Raw genomic sequence first — 17141 nt, 5'->3', positions numbered from 1 at the left:
CGGTACCACTGAATCTTCTCGCGAGAGAATATAAGTGATAACCATTACCATTTGCATTGAATTTACATTCTTTGCATTCGTAAAGTTTTGTAAAGGTCTTGGTAAGCGTTATTCATTAGATATAACAGAACCTTATTCCATAAAGATACTTAGAAGTGATTTTCTTCGAGCCCGCCGCCCCACCATTAAAAATTTTGAAACAGCGTTATTTACTCACTCAATCTAACAATCAAAAAACGATAAAAATTTTATCTTCTCTTATTTATTAGCTTTGATTTCGCATTTTTATGTATAAAACACTAGGTAAATGTTAACTTACAGTGAATTATTTTATTTAAATTTGTTTAATTTACACATTTATCAGTGATTTTGATCACATCTACAATTCCAAACTCATTTTTTGTTTTTCGATTTGATCAACCGACTGCTAATCTCCTGCTCACTTTGAAAAGGTATCAAAGTTATAAATAATAAGGAGTGTTCTAAATGAATACCAAAAAACCTATGTCTCTGACTGGCCGAGTAATTCTTGGTATGGTCGTAGGTATATTAACGGGATTTGCCATTCAATCCCTTTTTGCAGAAAGTGGATTTGTTAACAACTACATCGTTAACGGACTCTTTGAAGTGGGCGGACAAATCTTTGTCGCCAGTTTAAAAATGCTTGTTGTCCCTCTAGTCTTCGTTTCACTAGTATGCGGTACAAGTTCCCTTAAAGACTTATCAACTCTTGGCCGTATGGGTGGCAAAACGCTTGCACTTTATATCGGTACTACAGCCGTTGCTATCACTCTAGCATTGACGATCGGTAACCTGTTCCAACCTGGTGCTGGTGCGGATCTGACTGCTGCGAGCTCTTTTAAATCAGCGGATGCCCCTTCTCTTGGCCAAGTAATCATCGACATGTTCCCAACTAACCCTATTCAGGCGATGGCTGAGGGCAAGACACTACAAGTAATCGTGTTTGCTGTGTTATTCGGTATCGCGATTAGTGCTGCTGGTAAACCGGGGGAGCGCATTGCTGCTGTATTTGCAGACCTAAACGAAGTTATCATGAAGCTTGTTGCTTTACTGATGAACCTTGCTCCTTACGGCGTGTTCTTCTTGATGGCTAAACTGTTCTCTGGTTTAGGCTTGGGGGCAATTTGGAACCTAGCAGAATACTTCTTAGTGCTTGCAGGTACTCTACTACTGCACGGTTTGGTGACTTACAGCGCGATGCTTAAAGGATTCACTGGCCTTAGCCCTATTACGTTCCTACGCAAGATGGAAGATGCAATCATGTTTGCATTCTCAACAGCGTCTTCGAATGCAACCATTCCTGTAACAATGGAAACGGCAAAGAACCGTATGGGTGTAGACAACAAAGTCGCTTCATTCACTGTCCCACTAGGTGCGACAGTGAACATGGATGGTACTGCAATCATGCAAGGGGTTGCGACTGCGTTTATTGCACAAGCATACAACATCGACCTTACTATGGGCGATTACCTAATGGTTATCCTAACAGCGACATTGGCGTCTGTAGGTACTGCAGGTGTTCCTGGTGTTGGTCTGGTTATGCTAGCGATGGTATTGAACCAAGTAGGCCTACCGCTAGAAGGTATCGCTCTAATCATGGGTGTTGACCGTCTTCTAGACATGATCCGTACCGCTGTAAACATCACAGGTGATAGTGCCGTATCTATCATCGTTGCTAAGTCTGAAGGCTCTCTTGATGAATCTCGCTTCAACGACCCTGCAGCAGGTGAGAAAGAAGAAGAAGTTAAGCTATCACGCCAAGAAGCGTAATTTGGCTGCCCTGCTTCAAGCTAAAGCATAATTAATGGCTACGCTTTAGCTCTAAATACAAAAAACGCCACAGCATTTGCTGTGACGTTTTTTATTCGGTGTCGCTTTTTTTTAAACGCAACTATGCGAGGCTAGTTACATTTAATGTGCTTCTAGTAGAAAAAGCTAATCAGATATTGGGAACATCAAGTTCACTTTCAGCCCCCCACCTTCTCTATTCTCAGCGGTCACATGTCCATTCATCACACCCATCGCTTCTTTCACAATCGCAAGGCCTAGACCATAACCACCAGACTGTTTATCTCGGGCTGATTCAATTCGTGTAAACGGATCGAATATACCCGCAATCTTGTTCTCAGGAATGCCATTACCGTCATCTTCTACAGATATAACACTGTAACGTTGCTCGATAGTCACTTCATACGTCGTTACCGAAATATGGGCATGCTCACCCGCATATTTAATCGCATTGCCAACCAAATTCCCGATCACTCTTAAAAGTAATCGCTCATCAATGTTCACCATCGAAGTTGGAGTTTCTAAATCACCCACCAATGTTTGATTAGGTTTTAAGTCATTTTGCATCTGCGCGATCAGCATCGAGCAATAGTGCTCAAGGTGCATCAAGCTTGATTTGGCATCATAACGAGAGGTTTCTAAGCGGCTAAACTCGAGTATTTCACCCACCAGCTTATTCATCTCTTCTGTTTCGCTTTCCATACGATCTAGCAAGCCTATGCTCTTCTCATCAACTTTATTGCGTAATAAGTGTAATGCGAGGTTTTGCCTTGCCAATGGAGTCCTGAGCTCATGAGAGACATCTCGTATCAAGCGACGTTGCTTCTCTGCCAGTGATTTAATCTCAAACGTCATATGATCAAAATCCACCGCAAGCTCATTGAACTCTCTAGTGTTTGATTTCAATTCAGAGACGACTTGCACTGAGAAGTCACCTTCCGCTAAACGTCGACTCGCCTCTCTCAAACGATCCAAAGGTTGTTGAAGTCTCCGAGCCATAATTAAAGAGAACAAAGACAGGATTATAAAAGCGATGAATACCTTCATCAATGACGAATACAAGCCAAACGAATTTGCGGGGTGGAACCGGTGCGGTAATTGGATAACTAAGCTATTACCGTTTTCTAAAGGTAGGCCAAAAATCGGTCGATTCACGACGGTATCCAATTGATGATCTAACGTTCTTAAGAAACGTAACTTGAACTCAAAGTGAGGATGCATGTGTCTATGTGTAAGCGGATGATTATCTTTGTCTAAAACAAACAAATAATACTGCTGAGCATTGGCCCAGTCGGCCAGCTCATCCATGTCACCATCTTCGATTAGCACATTGGCTTGATACGCAAGATCCAACATTTCTTGCTTAACAGAATCAGGCACCTTAAGGAGTGCCTTCATCAACGCCTTTTCTGCAACCGCTTGAAAAATAAAGATACTGACAAGGATGATCGTCAGATATGAGAAAAGTTGGAACGTTAGTCCATCTTTACGCTTGGCAATGAAGTCAGGGCAACGTATCAGCTTGGCACTCATGCTCCAACCGACTCTAGATAGCTATAACCTTTACCACGAACCGTTTTAATATGCTGTTTAGACAAACCTGCCTGTACTAGCTTGCGGCGGATATTACTGATGTGCATGTCTAGATTACGATCAAAGGGACACAACTCTTTCTTTAGGACATGTATTTGTAAGTCAGACTTAGATACAACAATGCCGTCATTCTTAATCAAATAGTCAAGCAGATCTTTCTCAGTGCCGGTTAGTGGTAAACGAGAAAGTTGTTCGCACAAACCATGATTAGACGAAGCCAAAGATTGCCTCTGACGTTCAAAACCAACTCGGCGCAAAATCACCTTAATTCGGGTTAAGAGTTCAGGAACATTGAAAGGTTTAGCTATATACTGATCAGCTCCTGCTTGGTAGCCATCGAGCATTGAGGCATCGTCGTTAAGCGCGGTTAGCATAAGAATGGGAGTAGCAAAACGCTGACAAATACGCCTTGCCACTTGAATACCGCTTAGGTTTGGAAGCATTACATCAAGTAAGACTAAATCAACAGGGTGAGACTGAATGAACTCAAGCGCAGCCTCGCCACAATGAACGGTATCAACGTGATACCCTTCATTTTCTAGAACTTCACCCAATAATTCACACAACTGAATATCATCATCAACAACTAAAACGCGCGACATCATACAAACCGATAAATAATAATAGTTTGCATTTTAATTATCGTTATTATTAATTTCAATTATAAAATGAGAGATTTACTCTATAGTAAGAAATCTTTTTCAATCGGAACGAACTTTGACGCAGAATCGATAAGATTTTGAGCTGTAAGCCCTGGTACACCGTACACTTCCACTTTTTTTCCAAAGCGCTGTTTTATTCTTTCCACAAGAATCTCGAAATCCCCGTCTCCAGAGACTAGAACGATCGTATCCACGTTCTTTGCTAGTTCAATAGCATCTAAGGCAATACCGACATCCCAGTCACCTTTCGCACTGCCATCACGACGCTGAATAAATGGCTTCAATTTCACATCAAAACCGACACCGCGAAGAATGTGATGGAATTGACGCTGCTTAGGGTCTTGACTAGAAATCGCATACGCATTAGCCGCAACAACATTTCGGCCTTCTGTCGCTACATACCAAAATTGGTTGTAGTCAAAGTTAGAACGATATTTATCTCGTGTTGTGTAGTATACGTTTTGAACGTCGACCAAAATAGCTATGTTTTCCATATCTTCATACCTTTAGATTTTCGGTATACCCTATTCTATTCAACCTTAAAATGCGAGTCGCTTTATCCAATAAAAATGAACCTGTTGGTTATGGTTAACGTAAATCTAAGCATGTTTAACGTAATCCTAACTATGCTTAATAAACGTCTATCAGATTGAACACGCGACTGTTTCAATGGTGACCATCTCACAAGGGTTGGCAATTAGAGATACAAGTAAAGCTTACAAGCTACTAGAGGGAGGTTGGCTATGCTACACCGACAAGAACATAAATCGCACGGAAGCATCTGCAACACAGTAAGGGGTGCTCTCAGCCCCTCGAGTAGTTGGGTAAATTTACTCAAGCTAATGACTGTTAGCACCGTGTTGATTTTGAGCCTCACCACTCATTCGGTGTTTGCTTATCCAGCCTACTCCCATTCTCAACCACTGCCTCATCGCAGCGTCATTTACTTCGCACCAGAGGAAGACTCGGTGGTAAAAGAGTTTCTTGATGAAGTACTGATCAACAACTGCCAGCTAGACGAAAGAGATGTCGTCATCATGGTGATAGCAGAAAGCGGATATACCGTCCCGACTTGGCTGGAAGAAGAGTTTAACTTAGAAGCAATGACTAGCATCTATGAGATTCCCAAAGGATCTCACACTGCTGTATTAATTGGTAAAGACGGAAAAGAGAAGCATCGTTGGAATGGTAAAACGGATTGGAACCTCATCACCAACATCATTGATGAAATGCCAATGCGCCAACAAGAAATGCAGCGACAAAACAGCCGCTGCAGTATCTAATTCAAAACACGAAAATTAGTTGTGACTCAATTACTTGTTAAACCAGTCAAGTTTTTCATGGAGTTGCGCCACACTACCAACAACAATCAACGCTGGGCTAGTCGCAACACTAGCCAGGCTTGCTAAGTCACTCAACCCACCTCGAAACACCTTCTGTTCTTGACGTGTTCCGTTTTCGATAATCGCCACGGGCATATCCGCTCGCATGCCGTTATCAAGCAGGTTCTTTTGAATATTTGGGCTCTCTTTTAATCCCATATAGAACACAATGGTGTGATTATGTTGTGCTAGTGATTGCCAATCGATGTCTTCACCGTCTTTTTTAAGGTGACCAGTAATAAACTGAACACTTTGAGCGTGGTTACGATGCGTCAGTGGAATCCCCGCATAAGCCGTAGCACCCGCAGCGGCTGTAATACCAGGAATGACTTCAAATTTAACGTCGTTCTCAGCGAGCGTTTCACACTCTTCCCCACCACGACCGAAGATAAACGAATCCCCACCTTTAAGGCGGACTACATGTTTATTTTCCTGAGCTTTAGTAACCAGTAATTGGTTGATCTGGTCTTGTGGAACACAGTGGTGATCAAGCTTTTTACCCACATACAACATCTCTGCTTCTGGGTTTGCCATCGCCAAGATATCTTTTGATACCAAGCGATCGTAAACCAGTACATCCGCTTGTTGGATGACGCGTGCTGCTTTTAAAGTTAACAGGTCTGGGTCACCAGGCCCTGCACCAACCAGTGATACAAATCCATTGCTTTCTTTATTAACATTCGATGGCGATACTTCTGACATACTTTGCTCCGAAAGTTAGCTTGTTATATTTCAAGCTTAATTCTGTTTGATGACTCATCATTCAATGAATCAGCAATATCCCTACTTCTTAGACTATCAGTTGTTGCCGTAAAACTTCACGATTAATTCTAATCAAGATAGAAGTTTATATAACAAAACAATCTATTACGTTGGTAAACACTGATATTTGCACCATTCTCGAGCGCATTTAGCCCAACTTAGGTGCAAGGCTAACTAAGTAGAGAGTGTTGAGATCAAAAAAGCCCCAAATCAACAGTTTGGGGCTTCATACACTTTATCAATTACTCATTAACCTTGAGTATTCGACTTACTTAGCGCCTAGAGAAGGAGCTGTTCTAGCGTGAGTTAGGAATAGTGGAACACATGTTAGGAACAAGCCACCAACGATGTTACCTAGGATTGTTGGGATAAGGTTGAAGTTCAACCAAGTCGCGATACCGAAGTCAGCGCCAAGAATCATACCCAGTGGGAATAGGAACATGTTTACTACTGTGTGCTCAAATACTAGTGCGAAGAAGATGAAGATTGGGAACCACATCATTGCTACACGGCCAGATACAGTGCGTGCTGTCATGTTACCAATTACGCCAAGACAAACCATTAGGTTACAGAAGATGCCGCGTACGAAACACGTGATCCATCCGTCCATACCCATGTTTTCAAAACCTAGGCTACGGCCAGTAGAAACTGCGATGAACTTCTGAGCAACAGCGTTTGGTTCTAGAGAGAAGTTACCTGTTAGAGAGACTGCGACTAGGAAAGCAACAATTAAAGAACCGATAAGGTTACCCAGACCAACAAGACCCCAACAGCGTAGAATACGACCCCAAGTGATACCTGGACGGTTGTCGAATTTCGCTAAAGGTGCAAGACCAAATACACCTGTTACTAAGTCATAACCCATTACACTAAGAATGACGAAGCCAACTGGGAACACGAGTGCACCAACAATACCGATACCTGTTTGAACGATAGTCGTGATAGCCACTACAACCGCAAGAGAAAGGATAATACCAGCCATAGTGCTTCGGATCAGAAGATCGCGAGTACCCGTCTTGGTTTTAGCTTCACCTACATCGATCATTGTTTGAACGAATTCTGCCGGTTTAAAATCAGTAGACATAAGGTTGTCCTTAAAAGTTAAATTTAAAAGTTAAAATTGGATAGGAAAAGGTTCTAGTTGCCGAGTTAAGGCAATATCGATAACTAGAACCCTTGAACTATCAAATCTTACTCATCGAAAGATTAAGCAGAGATTTCTACAGCGCCTTTAGTCACACGAGCTTTGTACGCTTTCACGCTAAAGTTCTTGTCTTCCATGCACACACCTGTTGTCAGGTTAAAGCGTTGCTTCTTAAGTGGGCTTGCCACCCAAAGCTCGTCTTGGTGCTCTACAATCAAACCACGAGATAACACGTTAGATTGAAAGTAAGGGTCTGTATTGCTAATCGCTAGCACTTCTTCAGCTTTTGTTGGGCGGAAGATAGCCACTTGCTCACCAGCAACCAATGCACAAACACCTGTACCTGGGATAATGTCTTCGATCTTACAAACTTTGGTAAATGCCATGATGTCATCTCCCCTTAAACAGTTTCTACGTGAATGATGTCGCCCTGGTGCCTTGAAGTAATGGCTTCAGGGTGTTTCTCTGTGAATGTCGCTGGACGGTGTTGTTCACGGCCGTCATCAACAAACACAACGTTATCATCACGATCATCAGCGTTGATGAAGTGAGCGAAGCGCTTAAGTTGAGCTTCATCGTTGATAGTGTCTGTCCACTCACAAGCAAAGTTGTCTACAAGGCCAGCAATATCAGCTTCAAGTTGGTCGTTGATACCAAGCTTATTGTCGATGATAACTTCACGTAGGTAATCCACACCACCTTCTAGGTTATCCATCCATACCGAAGTACGTTGTAGCGGAGCAGCCGTACGGATGTAGAACATCATGAAACGGTCGATGTACTTGATTAGCGTTTCTTGGTCTAAGTCGCTTGCTAGTAGGTCTGCGTGACGAGGCTTCATACCACCGTTACCACATACGTACATGTTCCAACCTGCATCAGTCGCGATAATACCTAAATCTTTACCTTGAGCTTCAGCACACTCACGAGTACAACCAGACACACCAAACTTCATCTTATGAGGAGTACGGATGCCTTTGTAACGGTTCTCGATCATCACGCCAAGACCAACTGAATCTTGTACGCCGTAACGACACCAAGTAGAGCCAACACATGTCTTAGCCATACGAAGTGCTTTTGCGTAGGCTTGACCTGTTTCGTAGCCTGCTGCGATTAACTTCTTCCAGATTGCTGGTAAGTCATCTTTTTGAGCACCGAACAGACCGATACGTTGTGCACCAGTGATCTTAGTGTAAAGGTTGTATTCAGCCGCAACATCAGCCAGAACGCTTAGCGCTTGAGGTGTTACTTCACCACCCGCCATACGAGGGATAACAGAGTAAGTACCGTCTTTCTGCATGTTACCTAGGAAGTTATCGTTGGTATCGTGCAGTTTCACTAGCTCAGGCTTAAGGATGTGTTCACCCCAGCAAGAAGCAAGGATAGAACCCGCTAGAGGTTTACATACTTCACAGCCGTAGCCTTTACCGTATTTCTCGAGTAGCTCATCGAATGTTTTAATTTCTTCAATGCGAATTAGGTGGAAAAGCTCTTGGCGAGAGTAAGCAAAGTGCTCACACACATCGTTCTTCACTTCTACACCGGCTTTAGCAAGTTCAGCATTAAGTACTGAAGTTACAAGTGGAATACAACCACCACAACCAGTACCCGCGCCAGTTACCGCTTTGATATCACCGATTGTGTGGTGACCTTCAGCAACCGCTTGAGCGATTTTGCCTTTCGTTACATCAAAACAAGAACAGATAACTGCAGATTCAGGAAGAGAGTCTGCGCCAAGTGTTGGTTTTTCAGCACCAGCGTGTGCAGGAAGAATCAACGCATCTGGATGTTCTGGAAGGTCGATTTCGTTCAGCATAAGCTGTAGAAGATCGCCGTAGTCAGACGTGTCACCAACCATTACTGCACCTAGCAGCTTCTTGTTGTCTTCAGAGACGATTAGACGCTTGTAAACTTCTTGCTCTTCGTTTTGGTAAACGTAGCTCTTACAACCAGGAGTACGACCGTTTGCATCACCGATAGAACCTACTTTCACACCTAGAAGCTTAAGCTTCGCAGACATGTCAGCACCTTCGAACGTGCTTTCGTTACCAACAATGTGGTCAACTGCAACTGTCGCCATCTTGTAACCAGGAGCAACTAGGCCGTAGAACGTTTGGTTCCATGACGCACACTCACCGATCGCGTAGATGTCTTTATCTGTTGTTTGACAGTGATCGTTAATCTCGATACCGCCACGAGGCGCAATACCCAGCCCCATTTGACGAGCAAGTTTGTCTTGAGGGCGGATACCTGCAGAGAATACGATGAAATCTGTTTCTAACTCAGTACCGTCTGCAAAGCGCATCACGTTACGAGCTTCAGTGCCTTCAGGAGCAATCTCAAGCGTGTTCTTGCTTGTATGTACGTTTACGCCCATACGTTCGATTTTTTGACGAAGTTGGTTACCACCCGCTTGGTCAAGCTGCTCAGCCATTAATTTAGGGGCAAACTCAACAACGTGCGTGGTGACGCCAAGAGCTTTTAGTGCGCCTGCCGCTTCAAGCCCAAGCAAACCACCACCAACAACTACACCAGATTTAGAATTCTTAGCGGTTGCTTCGATAGCTTTCAAATCTTCGATTGTGCGGTAAACGAAACAGTCTTTACCTTCGTTACCTTTGATTGGCGGAACGAATGGGTATGAACCAGTAGCAAGGATTAGCTTGTCGTATTGAATTTCACGACCAGTGCTTGAGTAAACTGTTTTCTTTTCACGGTTAACGTTAATAGCACGCTCACCGATCAGCATGTTGATGCCGTGTTTCTCGTAGAAACCTTCTTTAACTAAAGAAAGTTCGTCCGCAGTATGGTGTGAAAAATAAGAAGAAAGGTGTACACGATCATAGGCTACGCGAGGCTCTTCACAGAAGACTGTGATGTCCATGTTAGCAACGTCTGTCTTCTCGACTAAATCTTCGATATAGCGATGGCCTACCATCCCGTTACCGATTACGACTAGCTTCATCTTGCTCATAAGAATTCCTGAAGGTTATATATTTCTTAACTAAGCGAATAATGAATTATGAAAGAAAATGAAAATATGATGTAAATCAATTACGAAATCGAACTACCCAAAAGGGGTAGAACAAAAGAGGTAGAAGTGGCTAAATTTAAGCCACAGCAAACGAATAACCATAGATTAGATAAGGCTTAGAGCGATTTAATAAGCAACCAAACACACGATTAAGATTGTTGTAATATTTCACAATGGGTTACCAACAACGCAAATAAATAAAAATAATTTTTATTTGTAATCATAAGAACTGTAATAATTCATGAAAGCGTTACAGGCTTATGAGCAACTATATATAAATATGAAGAACTTAATGACCCAAAAGAAAGTCGCCTTTTCCACTGCGCGCCAAGTTCATTCACAAGCACAACAATTAGTTTACAGATATTTTTGTTTACTCACTTAACAGCCACCTACTAACATAAGTGGATTTAACCTTTTAGAAGGCTAATAAAATAACCTCGGACAACCATTCAACTTGGTCTCTATACTCATCAACATCAACTAAAATAACTATAAAGGGACAATAAAGGCTTATCTTTATCGTCCCTTTATAGATATGGCTTTACACGCCCTATCGAACCCTTACAATGTGCAGCAACTATATTTATCAAGGTCTATCTCTATGTCTATTCAATGGTTTCCGGGTCACATGCATAAAGCCCGCAAAGAAATCGAAGAAGTTATCCCACAAGTTGATGTGATCATCGAAGTACTGGATGCGCGTATTCCGTTCAGTAGTGAAAACCCAATGATCTCCTCACTGCGCGGCGATAAACCTTGCGTAAAAGTACTGAACAAGCGTGACCTTGCCGACCCTGAGTTAACTGAACGTTGGATTGAGCATTTCGAAAAAGAGCAAGGTGTAAAGGCTATTGCAATTACCACCAGCGTTAAAGAAGAAGTAAATCACATCATGGAGCTGGTTCGCAAGCTTGCACCACACCGTGAAGAGATTGGTAAGAACATTCGTACTATGATCATGGGTATCCCAAATGTGGGTAAATCAACCATCATTAACTGCCTAGCAGGACGTACAATCGCAGTGACAGGTAACCAACCTGCGGTAACTCGTCGTCAACAGCGTATTAACCTACAAAACGGCGTGATTCTTTCAGATACCCCAGGGATCCTTTGGCCAAAAGTAGAAAACCCGCACAGCGGATTCCGCCTAGCAGCAACCGGCGCGGTAAAGGATACGGCAATGGAATACGATGAAGTGGCATTCTACACCGTGGAGTATCTTGCGAAGCAGTACCCTCACCTACTGCAAGAGCGTTACCAAATTGAAGAGCTGCCAGAGTCTGACATAGAGTTGATGGAAGCGATCGGTCGTAAGCGTGGAGCACTTCGTGCTGGTGGTCATATCGACCTTCATAAGTGTTCTGAAATCTTACTTCACGAGCTTCGTAACGGCACTTTGGGTAAGGTAACTCTAGAACTACCAGAAATGATCACAAAAGAGCTGATCGAAGTTGAAGAAGCCGCAGCACTAAAAGCCGAGCAACAAGCTAAGAAAAAAGAAGAGCGTCGTAAGCGTTACTTGAAGAACAAGCGTTAATAGCGATTAATCACTCTCATATATCCCTCTAAACATATTCACGTTCTATTTCATGTAGGACGTGAATATCGTGCCCTTCCTTTGTAGATCTAGCGAACATACTGACAAATCTGTAGAAATGCTCGTTTACAATCATCAAGACTGTGACATACTATGCAAATTATTGCGTATCAATTTCGGATAGTTTCTCAATGCGCTCTTACATCGGGTTCAAAAATCAACGATTTAAAACCTATTTCGACAATGAAATTTATCTGCCGTACATAAATTTCATCTACATCCCGATCTCAATATTCTGTGCTTTTATTGTCACGGACTATATTCACTTCGGTACAGAGTGCATCACACCAATAGTCTTTCGCATCATACTGTTCTTGATGATGATGGTTGTTGCTCGCTATTACATCACGCACAGGCCTAACTTTTTAGAGTTCGTTGAAAGCACTTTTCTTGTCATTAGCTCGCTGTTTCTAGTCTACGTTGGGCGGCTCGCGATTGACCTAGGGAATTTCGATTACCAAGGTGGTATCGTCCTCGTGATGATCTACATAGGTGCGTTTTCTAGATTATCTGCCAAATACAGCATCACAACACTTTCATTTATTTTTGCCGCCTACCTAACCGGATTATCTCCTCTGTTGTATGCTGCAGAACCTACTCATGAAGTAGAAGCCATTTCTATTTATGTGTCCGCTTATATTTTGATTGCAGCGGCCTGTATTAGACGTGACTTAGAAGTACATAAACGCTTTGCACAGTCTGAGCAACTTCGAAAACAAGCGATACAATTACGTAAACAATCGAATATGTTTGAAGCGCTGTCTTATAAAGATGCGCTTACCGGTTGCTACAACCGACTTTACTTACATCAAGTGATTGAACCGAGCATTAACCGCAAACAGTCGATCACATCGATTATGATCGACATTGACCATTTCAAATCGATCAACGATACCTACGGCCACCAAATGGGTGATTTGGTTATTAAAGAGTTGGCCATTGAGATTCAGAAAAGACTGCCACTTGGAAGTAACTATTTTCGATATGGCGGTGAGGAGTTTCTAATACTGGTTCAAGGTGGAGCTAAAGATTCAATTCAATCTCTCGTCGATTCTCTACTGGAGTGCCCTTCTAGCCTTAGATTAGAAGTCACAATTTCAATCGGTGTCAAACACGCTTCTCAAGCTCTAGGTTCCGTCGAGCAACTCATAGATGACGCAGACCAAGCACTCTATATTTCAAAGAAAAATGGACGGAATCAAATCTCTTGGTCTGATTAGTTAGAAGCTATATGCCGCTTGATTATAGGACGAACGAAAAAGCCCCAAGCATCTACAATACTTGGCGCTTTATTTGTATTCTCAGTCGCATAATCACGCCATATCGAACAAAGCGTAATATCGAAAATCAAGAATAGACGATGCTTTTCGTTTTCTGCTCAAGGTCGACTGGAGAAGGCCAAGAGATCACTTTCTCATTCACTTTACTTCCGCACGGTGCATTCCACACCTGTTCCAATTCTTGTTTTCCACCAATCGCTTCATAAAACGCAATCGCTTGATGATTTTCAGACATCACCTCTAGGTAAAGTCCGGAATCAGAATAGTATTGTTGTAATCGTTGAGACAGTTCAGACAACAAACGCTTGCCTAAGCCCCGGCCTCGGTAGTTACTGTCTACATGCAATGCATCGATGAACGTCCCGCGTTCAAAGTTATGATTGCCAAATGCGCAGACAAAACCGACCAGTAAACCGCCTTCCTCGAGTAATAGAACATGTTGATTAAATGGAGGATTAATCAAACGAGTCTGCCAAATAACAGACCTGTCCTCCAAAACCTCATGTTCTAGGTAATCATCAGCAAGAATGCCACGGTAATATAGCTTCCAGCTATCCGCGTGTAATTGGGCAATCCGCTCATAATCTTTATATTCAGCTACCTTAATTTCCATTTATTAGCCCTTAGTACTTCCATTTATGACTTGCTACTACATTTCACACTACCTTTATACAATATTTAAGTAAAACATACTAATACACGTTTACACTTTCAATATTGACTTACACGTGTACGCTGATATTCTAGCGCACAGATGTAAGCCCAATGGAAAATTGCTAATGAATAGTGCCGACAAACCATCAACAAAAAAGCCGCCGTTAATCTGGCTCAATATCTTTGTATTCTCGTTTAGTATGCTGCTTGCTGTTGTTGCGGCTCCCGTTTATGGCTATTTTTTTGGCTATGGAATGGAACATTGGGTATGGCTAGCGATTTGTTTTAGCTTCTGTAACCTGTCAATCACGACAGGCTATCACCGCTTATGGTCACACAAAGCCTTTGAAGCGCATTCGAGCCTCAGATTCCTATTTGCTCTAGGTGGCGCCTTTGCCCTACAAAACAGCGCTCTTCATTGGTCTTCAGACCACCGTGTTCATCACAAGCATGTCGATAACAACGACAAAGACCCATACTCAGCAAAGCGTGGCTTTTGGTACTCACATATAGGCTGGATGATTCGCAACTACAACACGTCTATCTATAAAGATCACGAGAACTGTCGCGACTTGAAGAAAGACAAGATCGTAATGTGGCAGCACAAACACTACATTCTTCTGTCGCTCATCATGAACTTTGGTGTACCTATCGCATTGGGCCTGATCTATGGAGATGTAATTGGCATGCTACTAATCGTTGGTGCAGTGCGTTTGGTACTTAACCACCACACCACATTCTTCATTAACTCTCTTGCGCACATCTGGGGCAGCCAACCTTTTACCGACAAGAACACAGCACGTGATAATGGTGTACTTGCCGTACTTACTTTTGGCGAAGGCTACCACAACTTCCACCATATCTTTGAGAACGATTACCGTAACGGTATTTACTGGTGGCAATATGATCCAACAAAATGGTTGATCAAAAGCGCTTCATTAATGGGCCTTGCCAATAAGCTTAAGAAAACACCACAAGCACGCATTGAAAAGGCCGAAGCTGCAATGTTGTTGAAGCGCACGCAGCAGAAGATCATGCATCGTGCAGATAACATTCAGATTGCAGAAAAACTGCAGGCAGAGTTTGACTCTCTAGTCTCCAATATGAACGAGTACTACGCCGTTAAAAAGCAGCTTCTGGAAAGCAAACGTGACGATGTCGTTAAGAAATACGAGCACTCACTGCTTAAAGTCCGTTACCAGCAGATCAAGATGAACTTCGAACAGCAAAAGAAAAGTTGGGCGATGACGGTGGAGCAATACGCTTAAAGTAAAGAAGCACACTTAACACACCAATAACAATCCTGTTTGGTTCTTATTCGAAGGCCCTCATGCAAATCATGAGGGCTTTTTTAATTTATAGGTCTAATTAAATATCTGAATTTAAGCCTTTCTGCAAATCATAAACACTGATTCCATTTGTCACATTTTTGATGCAATACTATGTATTGCCTCACCGCTTAGCGTGATCAATATCACTTACAATTTAACCCTCGTCTCATACCATGCACGTCCCAAAATTCTTTCAAGCAATTAGCGGATCCATTTTATGAAATTGTTAAAAACATCTATCGCGTTTGCCATCTCTTCTGCGCTTTTGATCGGTTGCAGCAGCGATACCGATTACGTTCAACCTGAAGAAGTAAAGATCGCTACCTATAACCTGTCTTTTGATCGTGCCACCTTCCAAGATCTTGTAACGGAAATGCAGATTGAACCAAGCGATCAAACAAAATTAGTGACCGATTATTTGGATAACACGATTGATGTCGCTGACAAAGAAACAGCAGCGAAAGTTATTCAAATCCGCAACGTCGCAGCCGTGATTCAAAAGAATCGTCCTGATGTGCTAATGATGGCTGAGTTTAACAACGACGGTACTGGAACGGACAAATCAGCACTAGAAGGCTTCCAGAAAAACTACCTTTCGGTTGCACAAAGCCTTGACGGTGCTGGTGGCGACGCGAACCTAGAGCCAATTTCATACCCTTATTTTGAAAGCTACTCGACCAATACTGGCTTATTGAACGAATTTGGCTTTGACCTAGACAACGACGGCAACGCGGGCACATTACCTGGAGATGCGTGGGGCTTTGGCTTATATCACGGCCAATACGCTTTTGCTTTGATGTCTAAATATGAAATCGACACGGCAAACACTCGCACATTCCAAAAATTCAAATGGAAGGACCTAGAAGGCTCAACGATCCCTACCATCACTGTATGTGATAACCCGGCTAAATTTCCAACAGGCATGACATGTGGTGATGAATGGTACACAGAAGAAGAATGGTCAGAAGTTCGTTTGTCTTCAAAGAATCATGTCGATGCACCTATTCTAATTCCAACTAAAAATGGTACTGAAACCGTTCACTTACTGATGTCTCACCCTACTCCTCCTGCTTTTGATGTGGGTAAGAACATCGAGCAAAACGCAGCAGAAGTCGATTTCTGGCACCAATACATCCAAAACAAATCGTTCATCTATGACGACTCTGGAAAGACAGGTGGACTAGAGCAAGACAAACACTTTGTTATGATGGGTGACCAAAACCTAGATCCACTAGATGGCGATGGCATAAGCTCTGTTATGCAAAACTTGCACAATGATTCTTTAGTTAATCAAAAAGTCACCAACGGCAGTCTATACCCTACTAGTTATGGCGCCGCTGAACATGCGGTAGATAATTCATTGCCTCACCCACAACCAAACCGTATCACATCGACATTTGGTCTTGCGGTTGATTACGCACTGCCGTCAGCTACATTAAACATCGTTGAATCTGGTGTTTATTGGTCAGCTTCGTATGAAGAAGGACGCAAGCTATTCAATGACTCACGAATTGGTGATTATGGTAACGGCAAGGACGTATCCTCTGATCACCGAATGATCTGGGTAAAGGCTAATTTCAGTAACTAATTTATTGAATTGAGCCCTAAGAAGCCCTCATATTTCTATGAGGGCTTTTTTAAGGTTCATCGCGGATTAGCGGGAACTAAAAACAAAAAAAAAACGGTAGTAAGTGATAGGGTTTAGTCGCCAAACAAAAATCATACACAAACTACCGTTTCCATGCCGAATCATACTTTCCTATCTTCATTCTGGGAAGGCTTTAAAATAGTAAAGTCTCACCAGACAGCATCACTTATTACCCTGACTCTTAAACCTAACTCTGAGGCGAAATGCCCTTGTGGTCTTGAGGCCGAGGCTATCCATGAGTA

At 42.6% G+C, this 17141-nt stretch carries 14 protein-coding genes; 6 read left to right on the top strand and 8 right to left on the bottom strand.

What is annotated here, in order from left to right; translation table 11 throughout:
* Positions 1 to 486 precede the first annotated feature (486 nt).
* Positions 487 to 1791 carry a dicarboxylate/amino acid:cation symporter gene (locus tag L1D11_RS17270; protein WP_239834773.1) on the top strand — a complete coding sequence of 435 codons (1305 nt, stop codon included), beginning with the start codon at positions 487 to 489 and terminating at the stop codon, positions 1789 to 1791.
* Between the two features lie 165 nt (positions 1792 to 1956).
* Here the strand turns inward: L1D11_RS17270 and L1D11_RS17265 are convergent, their stop codons facing one another.
* The 3 genes from L1D11_RS17265 to L1D11_RS17255 form a co-directional block, all read right to left on the bottom strand.
* Positions 1957 to 3342, bottom strand: a complete 1386-nt coding sequence (locus L1D11_RS17265) for a sensor histidine kinase (protein ID WP_239834772.1) — start codon at positions 3340 to 3342, stop codon at positions 1957 to 1959.
* Entirely contained in the window at positions 3339 to 4004 is a 666-nt protein-coding gene (locus L1D11_RS17260; RefSeq protein ID WP_239834774.1) for a response regulator transcription factor, read from the bottom strand. Before L1D11_RS17260 ends, L1D11_RS17265 begins: the two co-directional genes overlap by 4 nt.
* An 80-nt stretch (positions 4005 to 4084) precedes the next feature.
* Positions 4085 to 4558, bottom strand: coding sequence for an NYN domain-containing protein (locus tag L1D11_RS17255; protein WP_239834669.1), 474 nt, complete (start codon positions 4556 to 4558; stop codon positions 4085 to 4087).
* A 249-nt stretch (positions 4559 to 4807) separates the two neighbouring features.
* Between L1D11_RS17255 and L1D11_RS17250 the strand changes: the two genes are divergently transcribed.
* Positions 4808 to 5347, top strand: coding sequence for a DUF4174 domain-containing protein (locus L1D11_RS17250; RefSeq protein WP_239834668.1), 540 nt, complete (start codon positions 4808 to 4810; stop codon positions 5345 to 5347).
* Positions 5348 to 5377: 30 nt separating this feature from the next.
* On the opposite strand, the gene cobA is transcribed toward L1D11_RS17250, so the two are convergent.
* From cobA to nirB, 4 genes are all read right to left on the bottom strand, one after another.
* On the bottom strand, positions 5378 to 6148 hold the full coding sequence (gene cobA / locus L1D11_RS17245; RefSeq protein ID WP_239834667.1) for a uroporphyrinogen-III C-methyltransferase: 771 nt from the start codon (positions 6146 to 6148) through the stop codon (positions 5378 to 5380).
* A gap of 328 nt (positions 6149 to 6476) precedes the next feature.
* Positions 6477 to 7292 (bottom strand): formate/nitrite transporter family protein, encoded by an 816-nt coding sequence (locus L1D11_RS17240; RefSeq protein ID WP_128164421.1) that lies wholly within the window; start codon positions 7290 to 7292, stop codon positions 6477 to 6479.
* A gap of 122 nt (positions 7293 to 7414) precedes the next feature.
* Positions 7415 to 7738, bottom strand: a complete 324-nt coding sequence (nirD, locus tag L1D11_RS17235) for a nitrite reductase small subunit NirD (protein WP_239834666.1) — start codon at positions 7736 to 7738, stop codon at positions 7415 to 7417.
* A 14-nt stretch (positions 7739 to 7752) separates the two neighbouring features.
* Entirely contained in the window at positions 7753 to 10326 is a 2574-nt protein-coding gene (nirB, locus tag L1D11_RS17230; RefSeq protein WP_239834665.1) for a nitrite reductase large subunit NirB, read from the bottom strand.
* Positions 10327 to 10990: 664 nt separating this feature from the next.
* Between nirB and ylqF the strand changes: the two genes are divergently transcribed.
* Positions 10991 to 11926, top strand: coding sequence for a ribosome biogenesis GTPase YlqF (gene ylqF, locus L1D11_RS17225; RefSeq protein ID WP_004740137.1), 936 nt, complete (start codon positions 10991 to 10993; stop codon positions 11924 to 11926).
* A gap of 254 nt (positions 11927 to 12180) precedes the next feature.
* Complete coding sequence (locus tag L1D11_RS17220) at positions 12181 to 13206, top strand: GGDEF domain-containing protein (RefSeq protein ID WP_239834643.1); 1026 nt, start codon at positions 12181 to 12183, stop codon at positions 13204 to 13206.
* 127 nt (positions 13207 to 13333) lie between these two features.
* Here the strand turns inward: L1D11_RS17220 and L1D11_RS17215 are convergent, their stop codons facing one another.
* On the bottom strand, positions 13334 to 13879 hold the full coding sequence (locus tag L1D11_RS17215; RefSeq protein ID WP_239834640.1) for an N-acetyltransferase: 546 nt from the start codon (positions 13877 to 13879) through the stop codon (positions 13334 to 13336).
* Between the two features lie 166 nt (positions 13880 to 14045).
* Here L1D11_RS17215 and L1D11_RS17210 point away from each other — a divergent pair, with 166 nt between their 5' ends.
* Positions 14046 to 15188: a fatty acid desaturase gene (locus tag L1D11_RS17210; protein WP_239834641.1), complete on the top strand. Its 1143-nt coding sequence runs from the start codon at positions 14046 to 14048 to the stop codon at positions 15186 to 15188.
* A 280-nt stretch (positions 15189 to 15468) separates the two neighbouring features.
* The gene (locus L1D11_RS17205; protein WP_239834642.1) at positions 15469 to 16839 is read left to right on the top strand and encodes an endonuclease/exonuclease/phosphatase family protein; all 1371 of its coding nucleotides are present in this window, start codon (positions 15469 to 15471) and stop codon (positions 16837 to 16839) included.
* Positions 16840 to 17141: the final 302 nt, after the last annotated feature.

Origin of the sequence: Vibrio sp. Isolate32, from assembly GCF_022397955.1 — a bacterium.
Lineage (GTDB): Bacteria > Pseudomonadota > Gammaproteobacteria > Enterobacterales > Vibrionaceae > Vibrio.
The sequence above is the reverse complement of the archived record's forward strand: the minus strand, read 5'-3'. Positions and strand labels throughout refer to the sequence as shown.

What these genes read in the sequence shown, in the direction of transcription:
- L1D11_RS17260 (WP_239834774.1), bottom strand. Translation starts at nt 4,004, where the DNA reads ATGTCGCGCGTTTTAGTTGTTGATGATGATATTCAGTTGTGTGAATTA.
- L1D11_RS17205 (WP_239834642.1), top strand. Translation starts at nt 15,469, where the DNA reads ATGAAATTGTTAAAAACATCTATCGCGTTTGCCATCTCTTCTGCGCTT.
- L1D11_RS17210 (WP_239834641.1), top strand. Translation starts at nt 14,046, where the DNA reads ATGAATAGTGCCGACAAACCATCAACAAAAAAGCCGCCGTTAATCTGG.
- L1D11_RS17270 (WP_239834773.1), top strand. Translation starts at nt 487, where the DNA reads ATGAATACCAAAAAACCTATGTCTCTGACTGGCCGAGTAATTCTTGGT.
- nirB (WP_239834665.1), bottom strand. Translation starts at nt 10,326, where the DNA reads ATGAGCAAGATGAAGCTAGTCGTAATCGGTAACGGGATGGTAGGCCAT.
- cobA (WP_239834667.1), bottom strand. Translation starts at nt 6,148, where the DNA reads ATGTCAGAAGTATCGCCATCGAATGTTAATAAAGAAAGCAATGGATTT.
- L1D11_RS17240 (WP_128164421.1), bottom strand. Translation starts at nt 7,292, where the DNA reads ATGTCTACTGATTTTAAACCGGCAGAATTCGTTCAAACAATGATCGAT.
- ylqF (WP_004740137.1), top strand. Translation starts at nt 10,991, where the DNA reads ATGTCTATTCAATGGTTTCCGGGTCACATGCATAAAGCCCGCAAAGAA.
- nirD (WP_239834666.1), bottom strand. Translation starts at nt 7,738, where the DNA reads ATGGCATTTACCAAAGTTTGTAAGATCGAAGACATTATCCCAGGTACA.
- L1D11_RS17215 (WP_239834640.1), bottom strand. Translation starts at nt 13,879, where the DNA reads ATGGAAATTAAGGTAGCTGAATATAAAGATTATGAGCGGATTGCCCAA.
- L1D11_RS17250 (WP_239834668.1), top strand. Translation starts at nt 4,808, where the DNA reads ATGCTACACCGACAAGAACATAAATCGCACGGAAGCATCTGCAACACA.
- L1D11_RS17265 (WP_239834772.1), bottom strand. Translation starts at nt 3,342, where the DNA reads ATGAGTGCCAAGCTGATACGTTGCCCTGACTTCATTGCCAAGCGTAAA.
- L1D11_RS17255 (WP_239834669.1), bottom strand. Translation starts at nt 4,558, where the DNA reads ATGGAAAACATAGCTATTTTGGTCGACGTTCAAAACGTATACTACACA.